Consider the following 19495-nt stretch of genomic DNA (forward strand, 5'->3'; position numbering starts at 1 on the left):
TCAAAAACAAAGGTCAACGGCGCAAGTTTAAAAATAAATGCAGCTAAAAAAGTGAACGGCAAACCATGGCTTATTCAAGGTTAGCGATAAATCAAACAGATACAAAAAGGCCGTCTGAAACTGACAGGGGTAGGTTTCAGACGGCCTTTTTTTAATCATCGAAATATCTTGTGCATGGCGTTGCTGATTAATTCGAGCTGTTTCTTATATTCGCGGCAACGGGGGCAGAGCGACAGGTGCACGGCAAGGGCAATGCGGTTAAAAAGACTGAGACGCACTTGGTCTTGCTGTTTGGAAATCAGATCGGTTATTTTGCGACATTTTTTCATGGCATTTTCCTGTCAGGCATGGGAGAACCATTTGATTTGCAGGCACTGGCGCAAGGTTTCGCGCGCGCGGTGCATGATGGTGTGATAGTTGGCATGGCTGATACCGCATTGTTCGCGGATTTCATCGCTTGAAAAACCGAGAATTTCTTTCATGGTAAACACGCGGGCGGTGTTTTCCGGCAGATGGTAGAGGCAGGTCTGTAAAACTTGGTAGAACTCTTTATTGTTCAAACTGGCTTCGGGTGAGTCCCAACCCTGAGGTTGTCCTTCATCCGTCCAATGCCCGTCAGCGGCAAAATGTCCTTCAAAGGCTTCATCCAAGGCTTCCTCGTCGCGCGTGACGAAAACTTGGCGTTGCCGTCCGATTTGGCGCAGGCAGTCGGTAATTTTGTTTTTTAAGATTGCAAACAGCCAGCTGCTCACTTGGGCGTCGCCTTTGAAACCCTCGGCCGCACGGTAGGCGGAAAGCATGGTTTCCTGTACGAGGTCTTCCACCAAGTCGGGGCGGTCGGGCAGCTGGATATGGGCAAAGCGCAGCAGCAACTTGCGGGATTCGGCAAGCTCGGCATCGGTCAGTTCGGGTAGGGCCATAATGTATCAGTATGAAATGAATGATCAATATGCTTCTGATTTTACGCTGATACGGAAAGAGCATGCGATTGAATCTATAAACGATTTCAGTAGTATTTTTGTTTCGCCGAAACCGACTGCGCCCGTTTCAGACGGCCTTGGTTTATGCCGCAACCAAAATGCCCTGTTCCAACCATTCCGTCCATTTTTGCCTTAATGCGTCCTGCCAAGCGTTTTCAGACGGCATGAACTCTGCCAGCATGGTTTGCAGGCCGTTTAGGGAAGTGGGCGTTTCTGCCAGCATTTCCAGCAATAAGGCGTCGAAATCGTCGAGCGTTTGATACATCACGTCGTCTTCCTTATCGCGCCACACCAAAACGGCGGTTTCCGCCTCCTGCAATTCGTCGGTCACGTCATACTGATAACGGCGCACAAAGGCGGCGGGAGAAAGGATGTAGGCCAAATCGTCTGAATCGTCATGGACTGTTTGGCTGTCGGTTTGAGCGGTTTCGGCGAGCAGCTGGGTGTGTTCAAAGTCCATCAATGCCAAGAGGTCGTCTGAAAGCGGCAGGCTTTGGCAATATCGGAGGAACTCGCCGGGGATTTCTTGAAAATAGGGCGTTTGGGCGTGCGCGTCGCGGACGAAACCTTCTTTCAGACGGCCCCATTCTTCGCTGTCAAAGTATTGCAGCGTTTCGGTATAGCAGCGGTCGATAAAGCTGTGAATATTGTTGCGTATCAGGCGGATATAGACGTTCAGGCGCTCTTGCGGCAATCCGTCTGCGGCTTTGCCTTCGCGTATGGCTTGGGCAAAGCGGTGTTGATATTGGGCGGAGGTTTCAGGCTGCACGGCGGTATTCCTTTCCGGCACGCATTTGATAGTCGGCGATTTTAGCAACTTCGGCTTCGAGTTCGGCAAAAGGCGGGAAATTGAAATCGCGTTCCAACAGGGTGGGCGGAATCGTCGGCAGTTTGGCATAGGCCAGTTCGAGCAAATCCCAAACAGTCGGTAAAACCGCCGCGCCATGCGTATCAATCAATAATTCGGGTGTTGCCACATCATGCCCGGCAATATGGATATAGCACACGCGCCCTGCGTCCACATTTTCTAAAAAGGCTTCAGGCGACAACAGGCCGTGATTGACGGCGTTGACGTAAATATTGTTCACATCCAAATGAATACCGCAGTCGGCTTCACGGGCAACGGCATTAAGGAACTCAACCTCGTTCATTTCGGCAAGCGGAGAATGCAGGTAGTAGGAGGTATTTTCTACGGCGATACGGCAGCCCAACCGGTCTTGCACTTCGCGGATACGCCGCGCGGTATGTTTCACCATCTCATCAGTGAAAGGCAGCGGCAACAAATCGTAAAGATGACCGCCGTCGTGGCAGTAGCTCAAATGGTCGGAGAAAAACGTGCAGTCATAACGGCGCATCATTTCTTTGATTCCGTCTATCAAGGCGGTATCCAGCGGGGCTTGTCCGCCCAACGACATGGATAATCCGTGCAATGCCAGCGGCAGCTGTTCCGCCACGCGGTCAAACTGTTTGCGCGCCCTGCCGCCCATTTTCAGCCAGTTTTCGGGGGCGGCTTCGATAAAGCGTATCGGGCTGTCGTCTGAAAGCGAGAGGAAGTCTTCCGCCAAGTCGCGGCGGTAGCCCAAGCCTGCATGTTGAATCATGGTGATGTCCTGTTATGGTGCCGTATGAACGACAAAGTCGCATTTTCGTTTATAAAATGCGACTTTGTTAAAGGTATATTGCAGGATTATTTAGAACCGCATTTACCTTCGCCGCATTTGCCTTCTACTACTTTGGCAGCTTTGGCTTTAGATGCTTTGCCTTTTTTGGCGTGGGTTTTTTCCACGGTTGAACCGCATTTGCCTTCGCCACATTTGCCTTCGCTTGCTTTAGAAACAGCGCTTGCACCGCATGAACCTTCACCGGCTTTAACCGCACCGCAAGAGCCTTGAGCAGATTTCTGAACACCTGCTTTGCTGCTTAACGGTTTATCAGCGGCAACAACGCCGGCAGCCAGAGACAGGGACAGCGCACCGGCCAAAGCAGCAGCTACATTTTTTTTCATTTTAACTTCCTTTTTAAAATACGAGTTTAAATAAATCAAGGGATAATATCGGGCATTTAAAGTCGGCCCGCGACCGTTAATCCTTAAAGAAAATGCTTGATACGACAGCAGCGTTTCTTCAGCAGGGCATCCAAAGACAGACGGCCTGCGCCCTGCAATAGGACAGGAAATAAAACCACCAAATAAATCAGTGCCATTTTATAACCGTTGTCGCACACATTGTACCCTAAGCCGGCATGTACCGCAGACCATGCGACAGCCGTCACGACCATCAATCCCAGCGCGGACAGCCGCGTTGCCAAGCCGACGATGAACAGCGCAGGCAAAACCAGTTCCGCCCACATGGCCAAATTCCAGTTGACAGTATCCGACAACAAATTGAACGGAAAGGGAAATTGACCGTTGATATCTGCAAACCAGTTTTCCCCGTTCCATTTTTCCAGGCCAGACTCAAGAAATTCATACGCGGCAAAAAGCCTGAGTGCCAACAAGCCGAAAGCGGCCTGCCAAGAGGGGTTGGATGAGGTGTTCATTTATTTTCCTAATCGATGTGTGTCGAATGAGATGGAACGAAAAATCAATCGGCACCATCCCATATTTCATGCCTGTTTAGACGAGACAGCTTTAAAAAACTGACAAAACAAATAAAGTTATTTTCTTATTCATTGTTTTATAAAGATTAAAAATTCAAAAAGGCCGTCTGAAACACCATACTTGATTGGGTTTCAGACGGCCTTTAACGATAAAACGCGGTCAATTAATCCACTTGTTTACACAATTCGACAATTTCCGTGCCGTATTTGTCGGTTTTCTCCTCATTCATGCCGTGGATTTCCGCCAACTCCGCCAAATCTTGCGGCCGTCGGGCGGCAATGGCGCGCAGGGTAACTTTGCTGCATATCTGATAGGCTTCGATGCCTTCATGGCGGGCAGTATCAATGTTCCACTGAAGCAGACGGCGCATCAATCGGCGTTTGCGTTTGTCCTCTTCACTCAGGCCGTCTGAAAACGGGCGGCAGATGTTTAAAATGCCCTCGCCGTATTGCTCGATGCGTTTTTCGCCGAGTTTATACACGCCTAAAAGGTCGATGGGTTCGGCAGGCGTATTGGTCAGCAAATCGTCCATGCTTTCGTTGGAGAATACCGTTCCCAGCGTCACTTGATCGGCACTTGCCTGCTGCTCGCGCCAAGTTTCCAAAGCCTGTTTTAAGGCTTGTTCGCGCTCGCCCAAGCTGTGGATAACTTATGCGCTGTCTGTGGAAACCGTAGCGGCTTCAGCCGTTTCGCAAACGTCGAGTATCTCCAAACCGAATTTATTGATTTTAGCCTCGCCCAAGCCGTATATTTGGTGTAAATCTTCCAAACTTCTGGGCATTTTTTCGACAATATCACGCAGGGTTTTGTCGCCGCAAACCACATAGGCCGGCACTTCCTCTGCCCGGGCACGTTGTTGCCGCCATTGGCGCAATGCCTGCCACAAACGCTCTTCGCGCTCGGTACGCAACCAATCGTCTTTCGGTTTTTGGGTGGCCGTTTTTTCGCGGCGCAGGGGACGCAGCATGACTTCGGTTTCGCCCTTAAGGACTTTTTTTGCCGCTTCTGTCAGCTGCAGGGCTTGATGCTGCTCGACATTGACGGTGAGATAGCCCAAGCTGATGCACTGGCGGATGACGCTGCGCCATTCCTTGTCGGTCTGTTCGCTGCCGATGCCGAATGTGGATAACTTGTCATGGCCGTTGCGCAGTATCCAATCGTCGCTTTTGCCGCGTAAAAGGTTGGTGATGTAACCGGCGGCAAAACGTTGTCCGGCGCGGTACACGCAGCTGAGTAATTTTTGCACCAACACCGTGCCGTCAAACCGCACGGGCGGATGCAGGCAGTTGTCGCAATGGCCGCAGGGTTCGGATTCTTCGCCGAAATGTTTGAGCAGCAGCACGCGGCGGCAGGCAGCGGTTTCGCAGACGGAAAGCATGGCATCGAGTTTTTGCATTTCGATTTGCTTTTGCACTTCATCGCTGTTGCCTTCGGCAATACGTTCGCGCAGCAACACCCAATCGTTCAAACCGTAACACAGCCAGCTCACGGCAGGCAGCCCGTCCCGACCGGCGCGCCCCGATTCCTGATAGAAATGTTCGACACTCTGGGGCATATCGAGATGGGCGACAAAGCGCACGTCGGGTTTGTCTATGCCCATACCGAACGCCACGGTCGCCACCACAATAATATTGTCTTCATGCGTAAAGCGGCGCTGGTTTTCCTCGCGCACATCCATGCTCAAACCGGCATGATATGGAATCGCCTCCAAGCCGTTTTCACACAAAAACTGCGCCACATCCTCGACTTTTTTGCGGCTTAGGCAATACACAATACCGCTTTGCCCATGCATCTGCTTGCGGATGAAATCCAGCAATTGTTTTTTGCCATTGTTTTTCTCGATAACCTGATAATAAATATTCGGGCGGTCAAAGCTGGAAATAAATTCGGGCGCATTGTCCAAATGCAGATAATGCTTGATGTCGGCGCGCGTGGCCGCATCGGCGGTAGCGGTCAGGGCGATGCGCGGGACGTTCGGATAGCGTTCGGCAAGCATGCCGAGCTGTTGATATTCGGGGCGGAAATCGTGTCCCCATTGGCTGACGCAATGCGCCTCATCAATGGCAAACAGGCTGACGGTTTGTTGGTCGAGAAAACGTAAAAAGCGGTCGGTAACCAAGCGTTCCGGTGCGACATAAAGCAGTTTCAGACGGCCTTGGGCAAGTTTGTCGGCAATCTCGCGCGCCTCATCTGCCGATGTGCTGCTGTTGACTGCCGCCGCTTCAATCCCGGCCACATGCAGGCTGGCCACTTGGTCGTTCATCAGCGCAATCAGCGGCGATACAACAACCGCCACACCTTCGCGCATCAGCGCCGGAATCTGGTAACACAAAGACTTGCCCCCGCCCGTCGGCATCAGCACCATCAAACTCTCGCCGCCGGCCAAAGCATTGACAATAGCCTCCTGCTTGCCACGAAATTCGGGATAACCGAATACTTCGTGCAAAATCTGTTTGGCGGTCGGCTGAGGCATAATGGTTCCGTAGAATAGGGGAAAGCGTTATTTTAACGTTTTTGCACCCGCGTATGTGCGGAACATTTTTCCGCCGCTTTTTCAGACGGCCTGAAATTCAACTCTATTGAATTTATTTAATTTTAAATAAAGATTTGTTTTATTTTGAATGAAATATATAAAGGCCGTCTGAAACCTGATATTAGGGTTTCAGACGGCCTTTCAAAAATAAAATCTTTAGGCTTTTTTGACGAACTCAGATTTCAAGTTCATCGCGCTGCCATCGATTTTACAACCGATATTGTGGTCGCCCTCTTGCAGGCGGATGCCTTTGACTTTGGTGCCTTGCTTGATGACCATAGAGCTGCCTTTGACTTTCAAATCTTTAATCAAGACAACCGTATCGCCATCTTGCAAGACCGCGCCGTTGGCATCTTTGACTTCCAAGGCATCATCGCTTGCAGCCGCAGCATCAGCCTCGTTCCACTCATGGGCACACTCAGGGCAAACGTATTGAGCACCGTCTTCGTAAGTGTATTCGGAGTGGCATTTCGGGCAGGGAGGTAGGGACATGAGGTTTCCTTATAAATATAATAAAAGAAGCGTAAAACGCAAATAATACAATGTCTAAATTATTGATTCGCCTTGCTGCCGCCTACGCCGTAAACGGCATTCCAAGCCGCGTCCAACATCTGGCCGGCTTGTTGCAGCTTGGCATTTTGCTGCTCTTTCTGAGCCAAGGCCGTCTGAATTTCGCCTTTCAAACGGTCAATATCGGATTGCGCAGCCTGTAAACGGCGCTGCGCGCTTTCCAAATCGCTTTGCAGGGAAATGATTTTGCTGTCGTTGCTGTTTTGCTCATTCAAAGCGGCACGGTAAACCGATTGAACAGACAGCAAACGGTCTTCCGCCTCACCGGCATACGCCGCGGCGGCAGATAGCATCATCAGGGCAAGTAAGGTTTTTTTCATGGGTTTTCCTTTAAAGTTGTTTGATTTGCAAAGTAAAGCGCAGAGCTGATTTTTCAGCCGCCAAGTTTACATAATATGCTTGTTGGTCTTTGTTCTTAATGGCTTATTTTATCCAATCCGGACATTCAGGCTGCCGATAAAAGTTAATTCAATCAACTGTTGTGGCAGGCAGGCGGCTATTATTTTCTCATATTCTCCGCCTTATTCCATTATTTTCTGGTTTTATTAGAAAAGGCCGTCTGAAACATTTCAGACGGCCTTTTATCATTCATGCCTTACGAACGAATCCGTTTCAACACTTCTTCTTTGCCGATTAATGCCAATACGGCATCGACGCTTGGGGTTTTCGCCGTACCGCAGACAGCGAGGCGCAGGGGCATACCGAGTTTGCCCATTTTGATGCCTTCTTCGTCGCAGAAAGGTTTGAAGAGGTCGTGGATGGCTTCGGCTGTCCAGTCTTCCAGCCCTTCGAGGCGTTCGGCAAAGCGCAGCATACGGGCGGCGGCTTCGTCGTCCCAGTGTTTCTGCACGTCTGCTTCGGCAGGCGTTTGTTTGACGTAGAAGTAGAGGCACTCGTCGGCAAGTGTGTTCAGGTCTTGGGCGCGGTCTTTGACCAATGCCAACACATCTTCCAAAGCAGGCTTGCTTGTTTCATGGATGTCGCGCAGGGCGAGGCGCGGTTTCACCATTTCGGCCAGTTTTTCGTTGGCGGTGATTTTGATGTGTTCGCCGTTAATCCAGTAGAGTTTCTTCAAATCCATGCGGCTTGGGGATGGGGAAACGTCTTTCAAATCAAACCATTCGATGAATTGTTCCATCGTGAAGAACTCGTCGTCGCCGTGCGCCCAGCCCAAGCGTGCCAGATAGTTGAGCATAGCTTCGGGCAGGATGCCCATTGCGCCAAAGTCGGTAATGGCAACGGTATCGCCGCTGCGTTTGGAGATTTTTTTGCCTTGTTCGTTAAGAATCATCGGCAGATGGCCGTATTCGGGCAGGGTAGCGCCAATGGCTTTTAAGATGTTGATTTGTTTAGGGGTGTTGTTCACATGGTCGTCGCCGCGGATAACGTGGGTAATGCCCATGTCGTAGTCGTCCACCACGACGCAGAAGTTGTAGGTCGGTGTGCCGTCGGCGCGGGCGATAATCAGGTCGTCGAGCGCTTCGTTGGGAATGGAGATTTCACCTTTGACCAAGTCCGTCCATTTGGTAACGCCGTCCAAAGGCGTTTTGAAGCGGACGACGGGTTGCACGTCGGCAGGGATTTCGGGCAGGGTTTTGCCTTCTTCCGGACGCCAGCGGCGATCGTAAGTCGCCGTGCCTTCTTTTTCGGCTTTCTCGCGCATGGCTTCCAGCTCTTCTTTGCTGCAATAGCAGTAGTAGGCATGGCCTTTTTCTAAAAGTTCGGCAATGACTTCTTTATAGCGGTCGAAACGGCGGGTTTGGTAAACGACGTTGTCGGCGTTGTCGTAGTTCAGGCCGACCCATTTCATGCCGTCAAGGATGATGTTGACGGATTCGGCAGTAGAGCGCGCCAAGTCGGTGTCTTCGATACGCAATAGGAATTCGCCTTTATGATGGCGGGCAAATGCCCATGAGAACAGGGCGGTGCGTACGCCGCCGATGTGCAGGTAGCCGGTGGGGCTGGGGGCGAAACGGGTTTTGACGGTCATGATGGCTCCAAAATCTTTTAAAACGGTTATTTTACTTTTTCGGCGTGGTTTAAACAATGTAAGGCCGTCTGAAAATAATGTCGGCGCAGAAGGACCGTCTGGGAACTTTTCTCCTGAAAACAAGACAAATGATAATCATTTCTTTGAAAGTATCCGCTCATGAACAAACGCGCTTTATTTACCGCCCTTGCCCTCCTGCCCCTTTTTGCCCAAGCCGAAATCAAAACTATCAAAGACGTATTGGGACGCGAAGTCAAAGTCGATGTCCCTGTCAAACGCGCGGTTTTGGCGTTTTACTATCCCGACTATATCGCGGTAACGGGCGCGGACAAATTTAAAAACGTCATCGGTATTTCGCGTGAGTTTTGGGAGAAATTCAATCCCGGCAGCTGGGCGATGTTCAAACAGAAGCTGCCTACGCTGCAAAACATTGCGGACATCGGCAACATCAACACCGGCACGTTTTCACTGGAGAAAACGCTCGCGCTCAAGCCGGACGTATTGATTCTGGCCGACTGGCAGTATAAGGTCGTCGCCACCCACCTGCCGCGCATTGAAGCGGCAGGCATACCCGTCGTCGTGGTCGATTTCAACGCCGAAACCGTCGCGCGGCACACGCGCAGTGCGGAAATTTTCGGCGAACTCAACGGTACGCAGGCGCGCGCCCAAAAAATTGCCGCCGAATACGCCCGAGGCATTGCCGACATCCAAAAACGCGTCGCGCGCGCCAAGCAGTCCAAACCGAAAATCTATATCGAGTTCGGCGACAAAGGCCCGTCCGAATACAGCTACACCTTCGGCAAAGATATGTGGGGCGCGATTGCCGACACAGCAGGCGGCAACAATATCGCCGCGCCTTACGTTAAAAACTGGGGACCGATAAACCCTGAAAAATTCCTGACGGCCAAACCCGACGTCATCGTCATTTCGGGGACGGAAAACGGCCATAAAGACAAGCCTGACATTATGGCGATGGGCATAGGCATCAGCCAGGCCGATGCGCAACGCCGCCTGGCCGGATTTGTCAAACGCAAAGGCTGGGCAGACATTCCTGCCGTCAAAAACAAACGCGTTTACGGCATCTACCACACCGCCTCCCGCTCGCTCACCGATTTGGCCAGCGCGCAATTTATCGCCAAAACCCTGTACCCGCAGCAGTTTGCCGACATAGACCCAAACAAGACCTATCTGGACTTCTACCGCAAATACCTGCCCGTCGTGCCGGACGGTACGTTTTACATCCGATTGAAATAGCGGCTGCAAAAATCATAGGCTCAGGCCGTCTGAATATGTATGCTATACTAATAAGGCTTTATTATGTATAATTATTATTCTTTTTATTTAATATAATTGGACAAGATATGATTGAACAAAACCAAATCGGCCATCAGCAGGCTCCGATTGTAAGCATCAAAGAATGGTTGATAACAAACTTGATTATGATGATTCCGCTGGTCAATATAGTTATGATGCTTGTATGGGCATTCGGCTCAAACACCAATCCAAATAAAGCCAATTATTTCAAGGCTACCTTGATTCTGTTTGCCATCGTAATGGTAATTTATCTGGTACTGGCTGTAGTCTTTTTTGGCAGTGTAGCTGCAAATCAATATCAATAAGCAAGAATACATTTAGGCCGTCTGAAACCTAAAAGGCTTCAGACGGCCTTTTACATGGATTACCGAAAGCTCAACCACCTATCCAATTCCAAACCGCATCGCTCCATTTGCCGATACGGTAGAGAAACAAAGAATAGCTCTCCTGCATCAGGAACTTGGCTTTCTTGCTGCGCTCATCAAAGCGCGTGGTCGGGGTGGCGGAGAACTGCGCATCTGACAAGCCCAAATCGGCGGCCATTTCTTCAGCGCGCGCCAAATGATACGGGTCGCTGACAACGATAATGCTGCCGACTCCGTTGGCGTGCATGATAGGGACGATATTGCGCAGGTTTTCGTAAGTGTTGCGCGACGTGTTTTCAAATAGGATATTGTGCGCCGGTATGCCCTGCTTGAGCGCGTATCGGCGCCCCACTTCGGCTTCGGTCATAAATCCTTTTTTGGGCGTACCGCCGGTGAAAATGATTTTGCCGACCCGATGGCTTTGGTAGAGCGTGATGGCATGGTTGATGCGCTCACGGAACACTGGCGACGGGCGTTTGTCCCACGCCGCCGCACCCAACACCACCGCCGCATCGGCATGAGCGTCCTTCGGCAAGGTTTGCAAACCTGTCCGGTAAATCTGCCATGTGCCGCTCAAAAAAATACCGCACACCAGCAAAACGCTCAAAGCAAGGCCGCGAAACAGGTAATATCGCAGGCCATTGCGGCTTTTAAGCAGGGAAATCATCTTCAGACGGCCTTATCCAACCCCATCAGCCGAGTAGGGCGGCAATGTTTTCCAACGGACGGCCGATGGCTGCGCGCGTAGGCGTTACCAAAACGGGACGCTCGAGCAGGGCAGGGTGTTCGGCAATTGCCTGAAGCAGGGCGGCATTGTCCAAATCGGGATTGTCCAAACCCAATTCTTTGTACAAATCGTCTTTGGTGCGCATCATGCCGCGCACCGATTCGATGCCGAGTTTGGCAAACATATCCTGCAAAGTCGCCAAATCGGGCGCGGTATCCAGATATTTGACCACGTCGGCGGCAACGCCTTTTTCTTCGAGCAAAGCCAGCGCGTCACGTGATTTGCTGCAACGCGGGTTGTGATAAAGTGTGAATTCAGACGGCATGAAAGTCTCCGTATTATTGCAAAATCATTCAATGATGGCGGTTATTATCGTCTGCAACTGATTTTTACTCAAACTTTTTACCTGATATCTTGATACGAATCGGTAGGCATACCCACCAAACCGTTTTACAATAAACACAATTTCGATTGGCAACCTCAAGGATACAACCATGAAAGCCTTAACCGCCCTTCTACTGTCCGCCACCGTTTTTACCGCTGCTCCGGCCTTTGCCGCCGATGAAACGGCAGGTTGGCAGGACAACAAACCGCAAAGCCTGGAATCGCTCAAAGCCCCCGTGCGCGTGGTCAACCTTTGGGCAACCTGGTGCGGCCCCTGCCGTAAAGAAATGCCCGCCATGTCCGCATGGTACAAAGCTCAGAAAAAAGGCAGCGTCGATATGGTCGGCATCGCGCTGGATACCACCGACAACATCGGCAAGTTCCTGAAACAAACGCCGGTTAGCTACCCGATTTGGCGTTACACCGGCGCCAACAGCCGCAACTTCATGAAAGCCCACGGCAACAACGTCGGCGTATTGCCCTTCACAGTTGTCGAAGCGCCGAAATGCGGCTACAAACAAACCATCACCGGCGAAGTCAACGAAAAAAGCCTGACCGCCGCCGTGAATTTGGCCAAAACCAAATGTAAATAAAACAGCAGATAGGGTGCTTAACCTACGCTGATATCGAGGCCGTCTGAAACCCAATCGTTCAGACGGCCTTTATTTCAAACCATATTGCTTTGTGTTGCAAACCGGCAGTGTCTCCGCCAGCAGAACCGGGGTTTCACTATCAAAAAGCAGCCGAAATATTTATAATCTGTGAATAATCCCATTTTTTCAGACGGCATGTTGCCCTATCGATGACGCCGGCCGTCTGAATCCCTATTTTCAGGAAAACCCATGATCCGTTTCGAACAAGTTTCCAAAACCTATCCCGGCGGTTTCGAAGCCCTGAAAAATGTCAGTTTCCAGATTAACAAAGGTGAGATGATTTTTATCGCCGGCCATTCAGGCTCGGGCAAATCCACCATTTTGAAGCTGATTTCAGGCATTACCAAGCCTACTAAAGGCAAGGTTTGGTTCAACAATCAAGACCTCGGCACCTTGAGCGACAATCAGATCGGCTTTATGCGCCAACATATCGGCATTGTCTTCCAAGACCACAAAATCCTCTACGACCGCAATGTCTTGCAAAACGTTATCCTGCCTTTGCGGATTAGCGGCTACCAGCCGCGCAAAGCGGAAGAGCGCGCACGTATTGCGATTGAGAAAGTCGGCTTGAAAGGCCGCGAAAACGATATGCCCATCACTTTGTCCGGCGGCGAACAACAGCGTTTGTGCATCGCGCGCGCAGTGGTTCACCAACCCAGCCTGCTGATTGCCGACGAGCCGTCCGCCAGCCTCGACCGCGCCTATGCGCTGGATATTATGGAATTGTTCAAAACCTTCCATGAAGCAGGCACAACCGTGATTGTTGCGGCGCACGATGAAACGCTGATGGCAGATTACGGCCACCGCGTCTTGCGCCTGCAGAAAGGACGCCTCGCATGAGCATGATTCATTACATCTCGTTACACGTCGAATCGGCGCGCGCCGCGCTCAAAGAGCTTCTGCGCCAACCCATCGGCACGCTGCTGACCCTGCTCATGCTTGCCGTTGCCATGACCTTGCCGCTGTTTATGTATTTGGGCATCCAAAGCGGTCAAAGCGTGTTGGGCAAACTCAACGAGTCGCCGCAGATTACGGTTTATATGGACACCGATGCGGCAGGTTCTGATGCCGATACGGTGAAAAACCTGCTCCAACGCGACAGCCGTATCGATAAAGTCCGCTTTATCAGCAAGCAGGAAGGTTTGGAAGAATTGCAGACCAATCTCGACCAAAACCTCGTTTCCATGCTCGATGGCAACCCGTTGCCCGATGTCTTTATCGTTACACCCGACCCTGCCACTTCTCCGGATCAAATGCAGGCCATCTATAAAGACATTACCAAACTGCCGCGCGTCGAATCGGCAACCATGGATACCGAATGGGTACAGACCCTTTATCGTATTAACGAATTTATCCGCAAGATTTTGTGGTTTCTCTCGCTGACTTTAGGCATGGCCTTTGTCTTGGTGGCACACAACACCATCCGCCTGCAAATCCTCAGCCGTAAGGAAGAGTTGGAAATCACCAAGCTGTTGGGGGCGCCCGCTTCCTTCATCCGCCGTCCTTTCCTTTATCAGGCAATGTGGCAGAGTATTTTCTCCGCCGCCGTCAGCTTGGGCTTGTCGGCTTGGCTGCTGGCCGAAGTACGGCCGCTGGTGGACGCGATTTTCAAACCCTACGGTCTGAACATCGGCTGGCGTTTCTTCACATTTAGCGAAGTGTCGTTGGTATTCGGCTTCGTCATCGCGCTGGGCGTATTTGGCGCATGGCTGGCCACCACGCAACACCTCTTAGGCTTCAAAGCCAAAAAATAAGCCTTAGCAAACAGGCCGTCTGAACCATTCAGACGGCCTGAAATCTTATTCCTTTTGCAACTTAAACAAACCTTGTGAAAATTTAATACTGCCAAATCTAACAGCAAGGGCATAATCCCTTATAATTGATGGTTTATTACCCATCTCATTTCATTTGTGCGGCATAAACCGTGCAGACAAATAACGAAAGACATCCTGTGGACAAACTCAAAATCTCTGCCAACGGCCCCCTCAACGGCGAAATCATCGTATCCGGCGCAAAAAACGCCGCCCTGCCGCTGATGTGTGCCGGTCTGCTGACTTCCGGCACTTTACGCTTGAAAAACGTACCCATGCTCGCCGACGTCAAAACCACCCAAAAACTGCTGCAAGGCATGGGCGCACGCGTTTTGACCGACAACATCTCCGAATTTGAAATCAACGGCGGCACTGTCAACAACACCTGCGCACCTTACGAGCTGGTAAAAACCATGCGTGCATCCATTTTGGTTTTAGGCCCGACCCTCGCCCGCTTCGGCGAAGCCCAAGTCAGCCTGCCCGGCGGTTGCGCCATCGGTTCGCGCCCGGTTGACCAACACCTCAAAGGCCTCGAAACCATGGGTGCGGAAATCACCATCGAACACGGTTACGTCAAAGCCAAAGGCCGTCTGAAAGGCACGCGCGTCACCATGGATGTCGTAACCGTCGGCGGTACCGAAAACCTGCTGATGGCGGCCACGCTTGCCGAAGGCACCACCATCCTCGAAAACTGCGCCATCGAGCCCGAAGTCGTCGATTTGGCCGAATGCCTCGTTAAAATGGGCGCAAAAATCAGCGGCATCGGCACAGCAACCATGACCATCGAAGGCGTAAAAGAGCTGCACGGCTGCGAACACAGCGTCGTTCCCGACCGTATCGAAGCCGGTACCTTCCTCTGCGCCGTCGCCATGACCGGCGGCAAAGTCGTCCTGCGCAATGCCGCACCGAAAACCATGGAAGTTGTGTTAAACAAACTGACCGAAGCCGGCGCCATCATCGAAGCAGGCGACAACTGGATTTCCATCGACATGCAACAACGCCCCAAAGCCGTGGACATCCGCACCGTCGTCCACCCGGGCTTCCCAACCGACATGCAGGCGCAGTTTATGGCCATGAACGCCATTGCCGAGGGCAGCAGCCGCGTGGTGGAAACCATTTTTGAAAACCGCTTCATGCACGTTCCCGAACTCAACCGCATGGGCGCAGACATCACCACCGAAGGCAACACCGCCTACATCAAAGGCGTGGAAAAACTCTCCGGCGCCGTCGTGATGGCAACCGACCTGCGCGCCTCCGCCAGCCTCGTCATGGCCGGCTTGGTCGCAGAAGGCGAAACCATCGTCGAACGCATCTACCACCTCGACCGCGGCTATGAATACATCGAGAAAAAACTTGGCGGCGTAGGCGCAAAAATTGAACGCGTACGTGGTTGATCCCATACGCAGCCGATAAATAAAAGGCCGTCTGAAACACCGGCAATCGGGTTTCAGACGGCCTTTGCGTATTGTTTTGCGGTATAATTCCCAACATCTTTATCCATTGTTTTTCAAAGCACAAACCATGACACGCAAAATCCTTGTCACTTCCGCGCTGCCGTATGCCAACGGCAGCATCCACCTCGGCCACATGGTCGAACACATCCAAACCGACGTTTGGGTACGCTTCCAAAAACTGCGCGGCCACGAATGCTACTACTGCTGCGCCGACGACACCCACGGCACGCCCGTGATGCTTGCCGCGCAAAAACAAGGCATCGCGCCTGAAGACATGATTGCCAAAGTACGCGAAGAGCACCTCGCCGACTTTACCGGTTTCAACATCGGCTACGACAATTATTACAGCACCCATTCTCCTGAAAACAAACAGTTTTCCCAAGACATTTACCGCGCGCTGAAAGCCAACGGCAAAATTGAAAGCCGCGTCATCGAGCAGCTTTTCGACCCCGAAAAACAAATGTTCCTGCCCGACCGCTTCGTTAAAGGTGAATGCCCGAAATGCCACGCCCAAGACCAATACGGCGACAACTGCGAAGTCTGCGGCACGACCTATTCCCCGACCGAACTGATTAATCCGTATTCCGCCGTTTCCGGTGCCAAACCCGAATTGCGCGAATCCGAACACTTCTTCTTCAAACTGGGTGAATGTGCCGACTTCCTCAAAGCATGGACTTCCGGCAACAACCCGCACGACGGCAAGCTCCATCTGCAACCCGAAGCCCTCAACAAAATGAAAGAATGGCTGGGCGAAGGCGAAGAAACCACCCTGTCCGACTGGGATATCTCCCGCGACGCACCGTATTTCGGTTTTGAAATCCCCGACGCGCCGGGCAAATACTTCTACGTCTGGCTGGACGCGCCCGTCGGCTACATGGCGTCGTTTAAAAACCTGTGCGACCGCATCGGCATCGATTTTGACGAATACTTCAAAGCCGACAGCCAAACCGAGATGTACCACTTCATCGGCAAAGACATCCTCTATTTCCACGCCCTGTTCTGGCCTGCCATGCTGCATTTCTCCGGCCACCGCGCCCCGACCGGCGTGTACGCACACGGCTTTTTGACCGTGGACGGACAAAAAATGTCCAAATCGCGCGGCACCTTCATCACCGCCAAATCCTATTTGGAACAAGGCCTGAACCCCGAGTGGATGCGCTACTACATCGCCGCCAAACTCAACAGCAAAATCGAAGACATCGATTTGAACCTGCAAGACTTTATCAGCCGCGTAAACAGCGACCTCGTCGGCAAATACGTCAACATCGCCGCCCGCGCTTCAGGTTTCATCGCCAAACGCTTTGAAGGCCGTCTGAAAGATGTTGCCGACAGCGAATTGCTGGCAAAACTTGTCGCACAAAGCGAAGCCATTGCCGAATGCTACGAAAGCCGCGAATATGCCAAAGCCCTGCGCGACATCATGGCCTTGGCGGACATTGTCAACGAATACGTTGATGCCAACAAACCTTGGGAACTCGCCAAACAAGAAGGCCAAGACGCACGCCTGCACGAAGTATGCAGCGAGCTCATCAACGCCTTTACCATGTTGACCGCCTACCTCGCCCCCGTCTTGCCGAAAGTGGCCGAAAATGCCGCCAAATTCCTGAATTTGGAAGCCATCACTTGGGCAAATACACGCGAAACCTTGGGCGAACACGCCATCAACAAATACGAACACCTCATGCAGCGAGTGGAGCAAAAACAAGTGGACGATTTAATCGAAGCCAACAAACAAAGCATCGCCGCCGCAGCCGCGCCTGCCACCGAAGAGAGCAAATACGAAAAAGTCGCCGAACAGGCCAGCTTTGACGACTTTATGAAAATCGATATGCGCGTCGCCAAAGTCTTAAACTGCGAAGCCGTCGAAGGCAGCACCAAACTTTTGAAATTCGACCTCGATTTCGGTTTTGAAAAACGCATCATCTTCTCCGGCATCGCCGCCTCTTACCCAAATCCTGCCGAATTGAACGGCCGCATGGTCATCGCCGTCGCCAACTTCGCTCCGCGCAAAATGGCAAAATTCGGCGTATCCGAAGGCATGATCCTCTCCGCCGCCATGGCAGAGGGCAAACTGAAGCTCCTCGATGTCGACGCAGGCGCACAGCCCGGGGATAAAGTGGGCTAAGTATCAAATCTTAAGGAGAAACCATGTTAAACCTTTCCGCACCGGTACTTAAAGAAATTGAGTTGCTTAATGATGCAGGCTTATCGGTTGGCGCTATTGTTACAGTGTTGCGTCTGAAGTTTCCGGTAGAGCTCCATGATCGGGAGGACAAACAAATTGAAGAAGCCGTGCTTCTCATGATCAATCCGCCACGAAAAGCACCTTCTCTTTCCCGCTAAGGTAGCGATACCGGTTGAAAGGTAAATTTGGTTATGCTTCAACAAAAGGCCGTCTGAAACTTTCAGACGGCCTTTTTATTTATCCAAACGCTTATTTCCGTTAAAACTTTATTTCAATAATTCATCGGTAACGCGTTGCAGAAATTCGATACGCTCGGGTTTGGCTTCGCCTGATTCGGCAGCGGCTTTGACGGCGCAGCCGGGTTCGGCGCGGTGGGTGCAGTTGTGGAAACGGCACTGGCCGATAAGGTGGCGCAGGTCGGGGAAGTATTGCAATAAATCGGCGGCTTGGAGATGGTGCAGGCCGAATTCTTGCAGACCGGGGGAATCGATGAGTCGGGTTTCTGCGTTTAAATCGTATAGTTGGGCGTGGGTGGTGGTGTGTTTGCCGGAGTCGAGCGCGGTGGAAATGTCGCCGGTTCGGGCGGCTTGGTTGCCGAGTAGGGCGTTGGTCAGGGTGGACTTGCCCATGCCGCTTTGTCCGAGCAGGATGTTGGTTTGCCCTTCTAAAATGGGACGCAGGATGTCGGCGTTTTCCAATGCGTTGGTTTCGACCACGGAGTAGCCGAGGGTTTCGTAGAATTTGAGTTTCTCGCGCCATTGGGCGGTTTCGGGGAGGTCAGCTTTGTTGAGGATAATGACGGCGTCGATACCGGCCGCTTCTGCCGCGAGGAGGGCGCGTTGCAACAGGGCTTCGCTGGGTGAGGGACTGGCGGCGGTTACGATGAGGAGTTGGGTAACGTTGGCGGCAATCAGTTTGGTTTTCCACGCGTCTTGGCGGTAGAGCAGGCTTTCGCGCGGGAGGTAGTCTTCAATCACGACTTGTTCGCCGTTGATGGGGCTGATGCGGACTTGGTCGCCACAGGCGAAATCGACGCGTTTTTTGCGGGTGGTGGCGTCATATGTTTGGCCATCGGGGGTGCGGACAATATAGCGGCGGCCATAGCTGGTAATGATTTGGGCGGTATCGGTCATGATGGGGTTTATTGTTTGGAATGGTGTGATTGTACCGAAAGTCGGCTATGGCCGTCTGAAAACTTGTTTGCACCTTTTAACTTTCTTTGGCTTGGTTTTTTGGTGTTTCTGCCCTATATTTGCAATGTATTTGTTTTCAGGAGATTTTTTTATGGATTTCAGTCAGTTGCTCAATCAGGTTTTGGGTGCGGCTCAAAAAGGCGGCAAAGCAGTGGCGGACAGTCCGCTCAATTCTTTCGGCGGTGGTGCGCTGACGGGTGCTTTGGCATCGATGCTGTTGAAAAAGAAAAATACGAAGAAGCTGGTCAAGGCCGGCTCGGTCGCTGCTTTGGGTTTTCTGGCTTATAAAGGCTATCAAAACTGGAAACAAAACCGCCAGCAGGACGAATTGCCGCAAAGTGCATTCCAACCTGCCGGTCTGATTGGCGAAAACCACAGCCGTGTAATTTTGCAAACGATGATTGCGGCGGCGGCTTCAGACGGCCTGATTGACGATGCGGAACGCGCGGCGATTGAGCGTGAAAGCGGCAGTGATGCGGAAACTGCGGCATGGTTGCAAGCAGAATATGCGCAACCGGCCTCTATCGAGCAAATTGCCGCTTCGGTCGGCAGCGACGAGGCTTTGGCAGCCGAAACTTATCTAGCGGCCCGATTGGTCTGCGCGGACTTGTCGCGCAAGGAAATTGTGTTCCTGAGCCGTTTGTCCCAAGCTTTGAATTTGGACGACCAACTGGTCGAAAGCTTGGAAAAACAGCTCGAATTGGCTTAAGCTTGATTTAAAAGGCCGTCTGAAACTT

General features: G+C 51.8%; 21 protein-coding genes and 1 pseudogene. 9 read left to right on the forward strand and 13 right to left on the reverse strand.

Features of this window, described 5'->3' with window-relative positions:
• Positions 1 to 155: 155 nt before the first annotated feature.
• The 10 genes and pseudogenes from ACTHTJ_RS04930 to gltX all read right to left on the reverse strand — a co-directional run bounded on the left by ACTHTJ_RS04930 (position 156) and on the right by gltX (position 8672).
• Entirely contained in the window at positions 156 to 329 is a 174-nt protein-coding gene (locus tag ACTHTJ_RS04930; RefSeq protein ID WP_141745160.1) for a zf-HC2 domain-containing protein, read from the reverse strand.
• Positions 330 to 341: 12 nt separating this feature from the next.
• The gene (locus ACTHTJ_RS04935; RefSeq protein WP_003686679.1) at positions 342 to 920 is read right to left on the reverse strand and encodes a sigma-70 family RNA polymerase sigma factor; all 579 of its coding nucleotides are present in this window, start codon (positions 918 to 920) and stop codon (positions 342 to 344) included.
• A gap of 142 nt (positions 921 to 1062) precedes the next feature.
• The gene (locus ACTHTJ_RS04940) at positions 1063 to 1749 is read right to left on the reverse strand and encodes an HvfC family RiPP maturation protein (protein WP_070584439.1); all 687 of its coding nucleotides are present in this window, start codon (positions 1747 to 1749) and stop codon (positions 1063 to 1065) included.
• Positions 1739 to 2581, reverse strand: coding sequence for an HvfB family MNIO-type RiPP peptide maturase (locus ACTHTJ_RS04945; RefSeq protein WP_070584441.1), 843 nt, complete (start codon positions 2579 to 2581; stop codon positions 1739 to 1741). Before ACTHTJ_RS04945 ends, ACTHTJ_RS04940 begins: the two co-directional genes overlap by 11 nt.
• A gap of 86 nt (positions 2582 to 2667) precedes the next feature.
• Positions 2668 to 2985, reverse strand: coding sequence for an HvfA family oxazolone/thioamide-modified RiPP metallophore (locus ACTHTJ_RS04950; RefSeq protein ID WP_003686668.1), 318 nt, complete (start codon positions 2983 to 2985; stop codon positions 2668 to 2670).
• Positions 2986 to 3068: 83 nt separating this feature from the next.
• Positions 3069 to 3518: an HvfX family Cu-binding RiPP maturation protein gene (locus tag ACTHTJ_RS04955; protein ID WP_070584443.1), complete on the reverse strand. Its 450-nt coding sequence runs from the start codon at positions 3516 to 3518 to the stop codon at positions 3069 to 3071.
• A 224-nt stretch (positions 3519 to 3742) separates the two neighbouring features.
• Positions 3743 to 6052, reverse strand: a pseudogene (recQ, locus tag ACTHTJ_RS04960) (DNA helicase RecQ).
• Positions 6053 to 6268: 216 nt separating this feature from the next.
• Complete coding sequence (locus ACTHTJ_RS04965) at positions 6269 to 6604, reverse strand: zinc ribbon domain-containing protein YjdM (RefSeq protein WP_003682724.1); 336 nt, start codon at positions 6602 to 6604, stop codon at positions 6269 to 6271.
• A 59-nt stretch (positions 6605 to 6663) separates the two neighbouring features.
• Positions 6664 to 7002, reverse strand: coding sequence for a hypothetical protein (locus ACTHTJ_RS04970; protein ID WP_049333033.1), 339 nt, complete (start codon positions 7000 to 7002; stop codon positions 6664 to 6666).
• Positions 7003 to 7277: 275 nt separating this feature from the next.
• Positions 7278 to 8672, reverse strand: a complete 1395-nt coding sequence (gltX, locus tag ACTHTJ_RS04975; protein ID WP_070584445.1) for a glutamate--tRNA ligase — start codon at positions 8670 to 8672, stop codon at positions 7278 to 7280.
• A gap of 159 nt (positions 8673 to 8831) precedes the next feature.
• On the opposite strand from gltX, the gene ACTHTJ_RS04980 reads away from it, so the two are divergent.
• Positions 8832 to 9926 (forward strand): ABC transporter substrate-binding protein, encoded by a 1095-nt coding sequence (locus ACTHTJ_RS04980; protein ID WP_070584446.1) that lies wholly within the window; start codon positions 8832 to 8834, stop codon positions 9924 to 9926.
• A 107-nt stretch (positions 9927 to 10033) separates the two neighbouring features.
• The gene (locus ACTHTJ_RS04985; protein WP_049349229.1) at positions 10034 to 10291 is read left to right on the forward strand and encodes a hypothetical protein; all 258 of its coding nucleotides are present in this window, start codon (positions 10034 to 10036) and stop codon (positions 10289 to 10291) included.
• A gap of 70 nt (positions 10292 to 10361) precedes the next feature.
• Here the strand turns inward: ACTHTJ_RS04985 and ACTHTJ_RS04990 are convergent, their stop codons facing one another.
• Together ACTHTJ_RS04990 and arsC are read right to left on the reverse strand one after the other, a co-directional pair.
• Positions 10362 to 11018: a YdcF family protein gene (locus ACTHTJ_RS04990; RefSeq protein ID WP_070584448.1), complete on the reverse strand. Its 657-nt coding sequence runs from the start codon at positions 11016 to 11018 to the stop codon at positions 10362 to 10364.
• Between the two features lie 25 nt (positions 11019 to 11043).
• On the reverse strand, positions 11044 to 11403 hold the full coding sequence (gene arsC / locus ACTHTJ_RS04995; protein ID WP_070584450.1) for an arsenate reductase (glutaredoxin): 360 nt from the start codon (positions 11401 to 11403) through the stop codon (positions 11044 to 11046).
• Between the two features lie 169 nt (positions 11404 to 11572).
• On the opposite strand from arsC, the gene ACTHTJ_RS05000 reads away from it, so the two are divergent.
• The 6 genes from ACTHTJ_RS05000 to ACTHTJ_RS05025 all read left to right on the forward strand — a co-directional run bounded on the left by ACTHTJ_RS05000 (position 11573) and on the right by ACTHTJ_RS05025 (position 17723).
• Entirely contained in the window at positions 11573 to 12055 is a 483-nt protein-coding gene (locus ACTHTJ_RS05000) for a TlpA disulfide reductase family protein (RefSeq protein WP_049349226.1), read from the forward strand.
• Positions 12056 to 12304: 249 nt separating this feature from the next.
• A complete protein-coding gene (gene ftsE / locus ACTHTJ_RS05005) occupies positions 12305 to 12955 on the forward strand; it encodes a cell division ATP-binding protein FtsE (RefSeq protein ID WP_003681151.1) in 651 nt (216 codons plus the stop codon).
• Positions 12952 to 13869, forward strand: a complete 918-nt coding sequence (ftsX, locus tag ACTHTJ_RS05010) for a permease-like cell division protein FtsX (RefSeq protein WP_063076502.1) — start codon at positions 12952 to 12954, stop codon at positions 13867 to 13869. The genes ftsE and ftsX overlap by 4 nt, the downstream gene beginning before the upstream one ends.
• A 197-nt stretch (positions 13870 to 14066) precedes the next feature.
• Positions 14067 to 15320 (forward strand): UDP-N-acetylglucosamine 1-carboxyvinyltransferase, encoded by a 1254-nt coding sequence (gene murA, locus ACTHTJ_RS05015; protein ID WP_036492379.1) that lies wholly within the window; start codon positions 14067 to 14069, stop codon positions 15318 to 15320.
• A gap of 127 nt (positions 15321 to 15447) precedes the next feature.
• Positions 15448 to 17505, forward strand: coding sequence for a methionine--tRNA ligase (metG, locus tag ACTHTJ_RS05020; RefSeq protein ID WP_440360799.1), 2058 nt, complete (start codon positions 15448 to 15450; stop codon positions 17503 to 17505).
• A gap of 23 nt (positions 17506 to 17528) precedes the next feature.
• Positions 17529 to 17723 carry a hypothetical protein gene (locus ACTHTJ_RS05025; protein WP_049323023.1) on the forward strand — a complete coding sequence of 65 codons (195 nt, stop codon included), beginning with the start codon at positions 17529 to 17531 and terminating at the stop codon, positions 17721 to 17723.
• Between the two features lie 108 nt (positions 17724 to 17831).
• Here the strand turns inward: ACTHTJ_RS05025 and rsgA are convergent, their stop codons facing one another.
• Positions 17832 to 18698, reverse strand: a complete 867-nt coding sequence (rsgA, locus tag ACTHTJ_RS05030; protein ID WP_440360800.1) for a ribosome small subunit-dependent GTPase A — start codon at positions 18696 to 18698, stop codon at positions 17832 to 17834.
• Between the two features lie 151 nt (positions 18699 to 18849).
• On the opposite strand from rsgA, the gene ACTHTJ_RS05035 reads away from it, so the two are divergent.
• Positions 18850 to 19467: a tellurite resistance TerB family protein gene (locus tag ACTHTJ_RS05035; RefSeq protein WP_049349212.1), complete on the forward strand. Its 618-nt coding sequence runs from the start codon at positions 18850 to 18852 to the stop codon at positions 19465 to 19467.
• Positions 19468 to 19495: the final 28 nt, after the last annotated feature.

This window comes from Neisseria sp. P0018.S001 (assembly GCF_051957355.1).
GTDB classification, from domain to species: Bacteria; Pseudomonadota; Gammaproteobacteria; order Burkholderiales; family Neisseriaceae; genus Neisseria; species Neisseria subflava_A.

Coding starts and splice junctions, on each gene's coding strand:
- ACTHTJ_RS04930 (WP_141745160.1), bottom strand. CDS start 329: ATGAAAAAATGTCGCAAAATAACCGATCTGATTTCCAAACAGCAAGAC.
- ACTHTJ_RS04935 (WP_003686679.1), bottom strand. CDS start 920: ATGGCCCTACCCGAACTGACCGATGCCGAGCTTGCCGAATCCCGCAAG.
- ACTHTJ_RS04945 (WP_070584441.1), bottom strand. CDS start 2,581: ATGATTCAACATGCAGGCTTGGGCTACCGCCGCGACTTGGCGGAAGAC.
- ACTHTJ_RS04950 (WP_003686668.1), bottom strand. CDS start 2,985: ATGAAAAAAAATGTAGCTGCTGCTTTGGCCGGTGCGCTGTCCCTGTCT.
- ACTHTJ_RS04955 (WP_070584443.1), bottom strand. CDS start 3,518: ATGAACACCTCATCCAACCCCTCTTGGCAGGCCGCTTTCGGCTTGTTG.
- ACTHTJ_RS04965 (WP_003682724.1), bottom strand. CDS start 6,604: ATGTCCCTACCTCCCTGCCCGAAATGCCACTCCGAATACACTTACGAA.
- ACTHTJ_RS04970 (WP_049333033.1), bottom strand. CDS start 7,002: ATGAAAAAAACCTTACTTGCCCTGATGATGCTATCTGCCGCCGCGGCG.
- gltX (WP_070584445.1), bottom strand. CDS start 8,672: ATGACCGTCAAAACCCGTTTCGCCCCCAGCCCCACCGGCTACCTGCAC.
- ACTHTJ_RS04980 (WP_070584446.1), top strand. CDS start 8,832: ATGAACAAACGCGCTTTATTTACCGCCCTTGCCCTCCTGCCCCTTTTT.
- ACTHTJ_RS04985 (WP_049349229.1), top strand. CDS start 10,034: ATGATTGAACAAAACCAAATCGGCCATCAGCAGGCTCCGATTGTAAGC.
- ACTHTJ_RS04990 (WP_070584448.1), bottom strand. CDS start 11,018: ATGATTTCCCTGCTTAAAAGCCGCAATGGCCTGCGATATTACCTGTTT.
- arsC (WP_070584450.1), bottom strand. CDS start 11,403: ATGCCGTCTGAATTCACACTTTATCACAACCCGCGTTGCAGCAAATCA.
- ACTHTJ_RS05000 (WP_049349226.1), top strand. CDS start 11,573: ATGAAAGCCTTAACCGCCCTTCTACTGTCCGCCACCGTTTTTACCGCT.
- ftsE (WP_003681151.1), top strand. CDS start 12,305: ATGATCCGTTTCGAACAAGTTTCCAAAACCTATCCCGGCGGTTTCGAA.
- ftsX (WP_063076502.1), top strand. CDS start 12,952: ATGAGCATGATTCATTACATCTCGTTACACGTCGAATCGGCGCGCGCC.
- metG (WP_440360799.1), top strand. CDS start 15,448: ATGACACGCAAAATCCTTGTCACTTCCGCGCTGCCGTATGCCAACGGC.
- ACTHTJ_RS05025 (WP_049323023.1), top strand. CDS start 17,529: ATGTTAAACCTTTCCGCACCGGTACTTAAAGAAATTGAGTTGCTTAAT.
- rsgA (WP_440360800.1), bottom strand. CDS start 18,698: ATGACCGATACCGCCCAAATCATTACCAGCTATGGCCGCCGCTATATT.
- ACTHTJ_RS05035 (WP_049349212.1), top strand. CDS start 18,850: ATGGATTTCAGTCAGTTGCTCAATCAGGTTTTGGGTGCGGCTCAAAAA.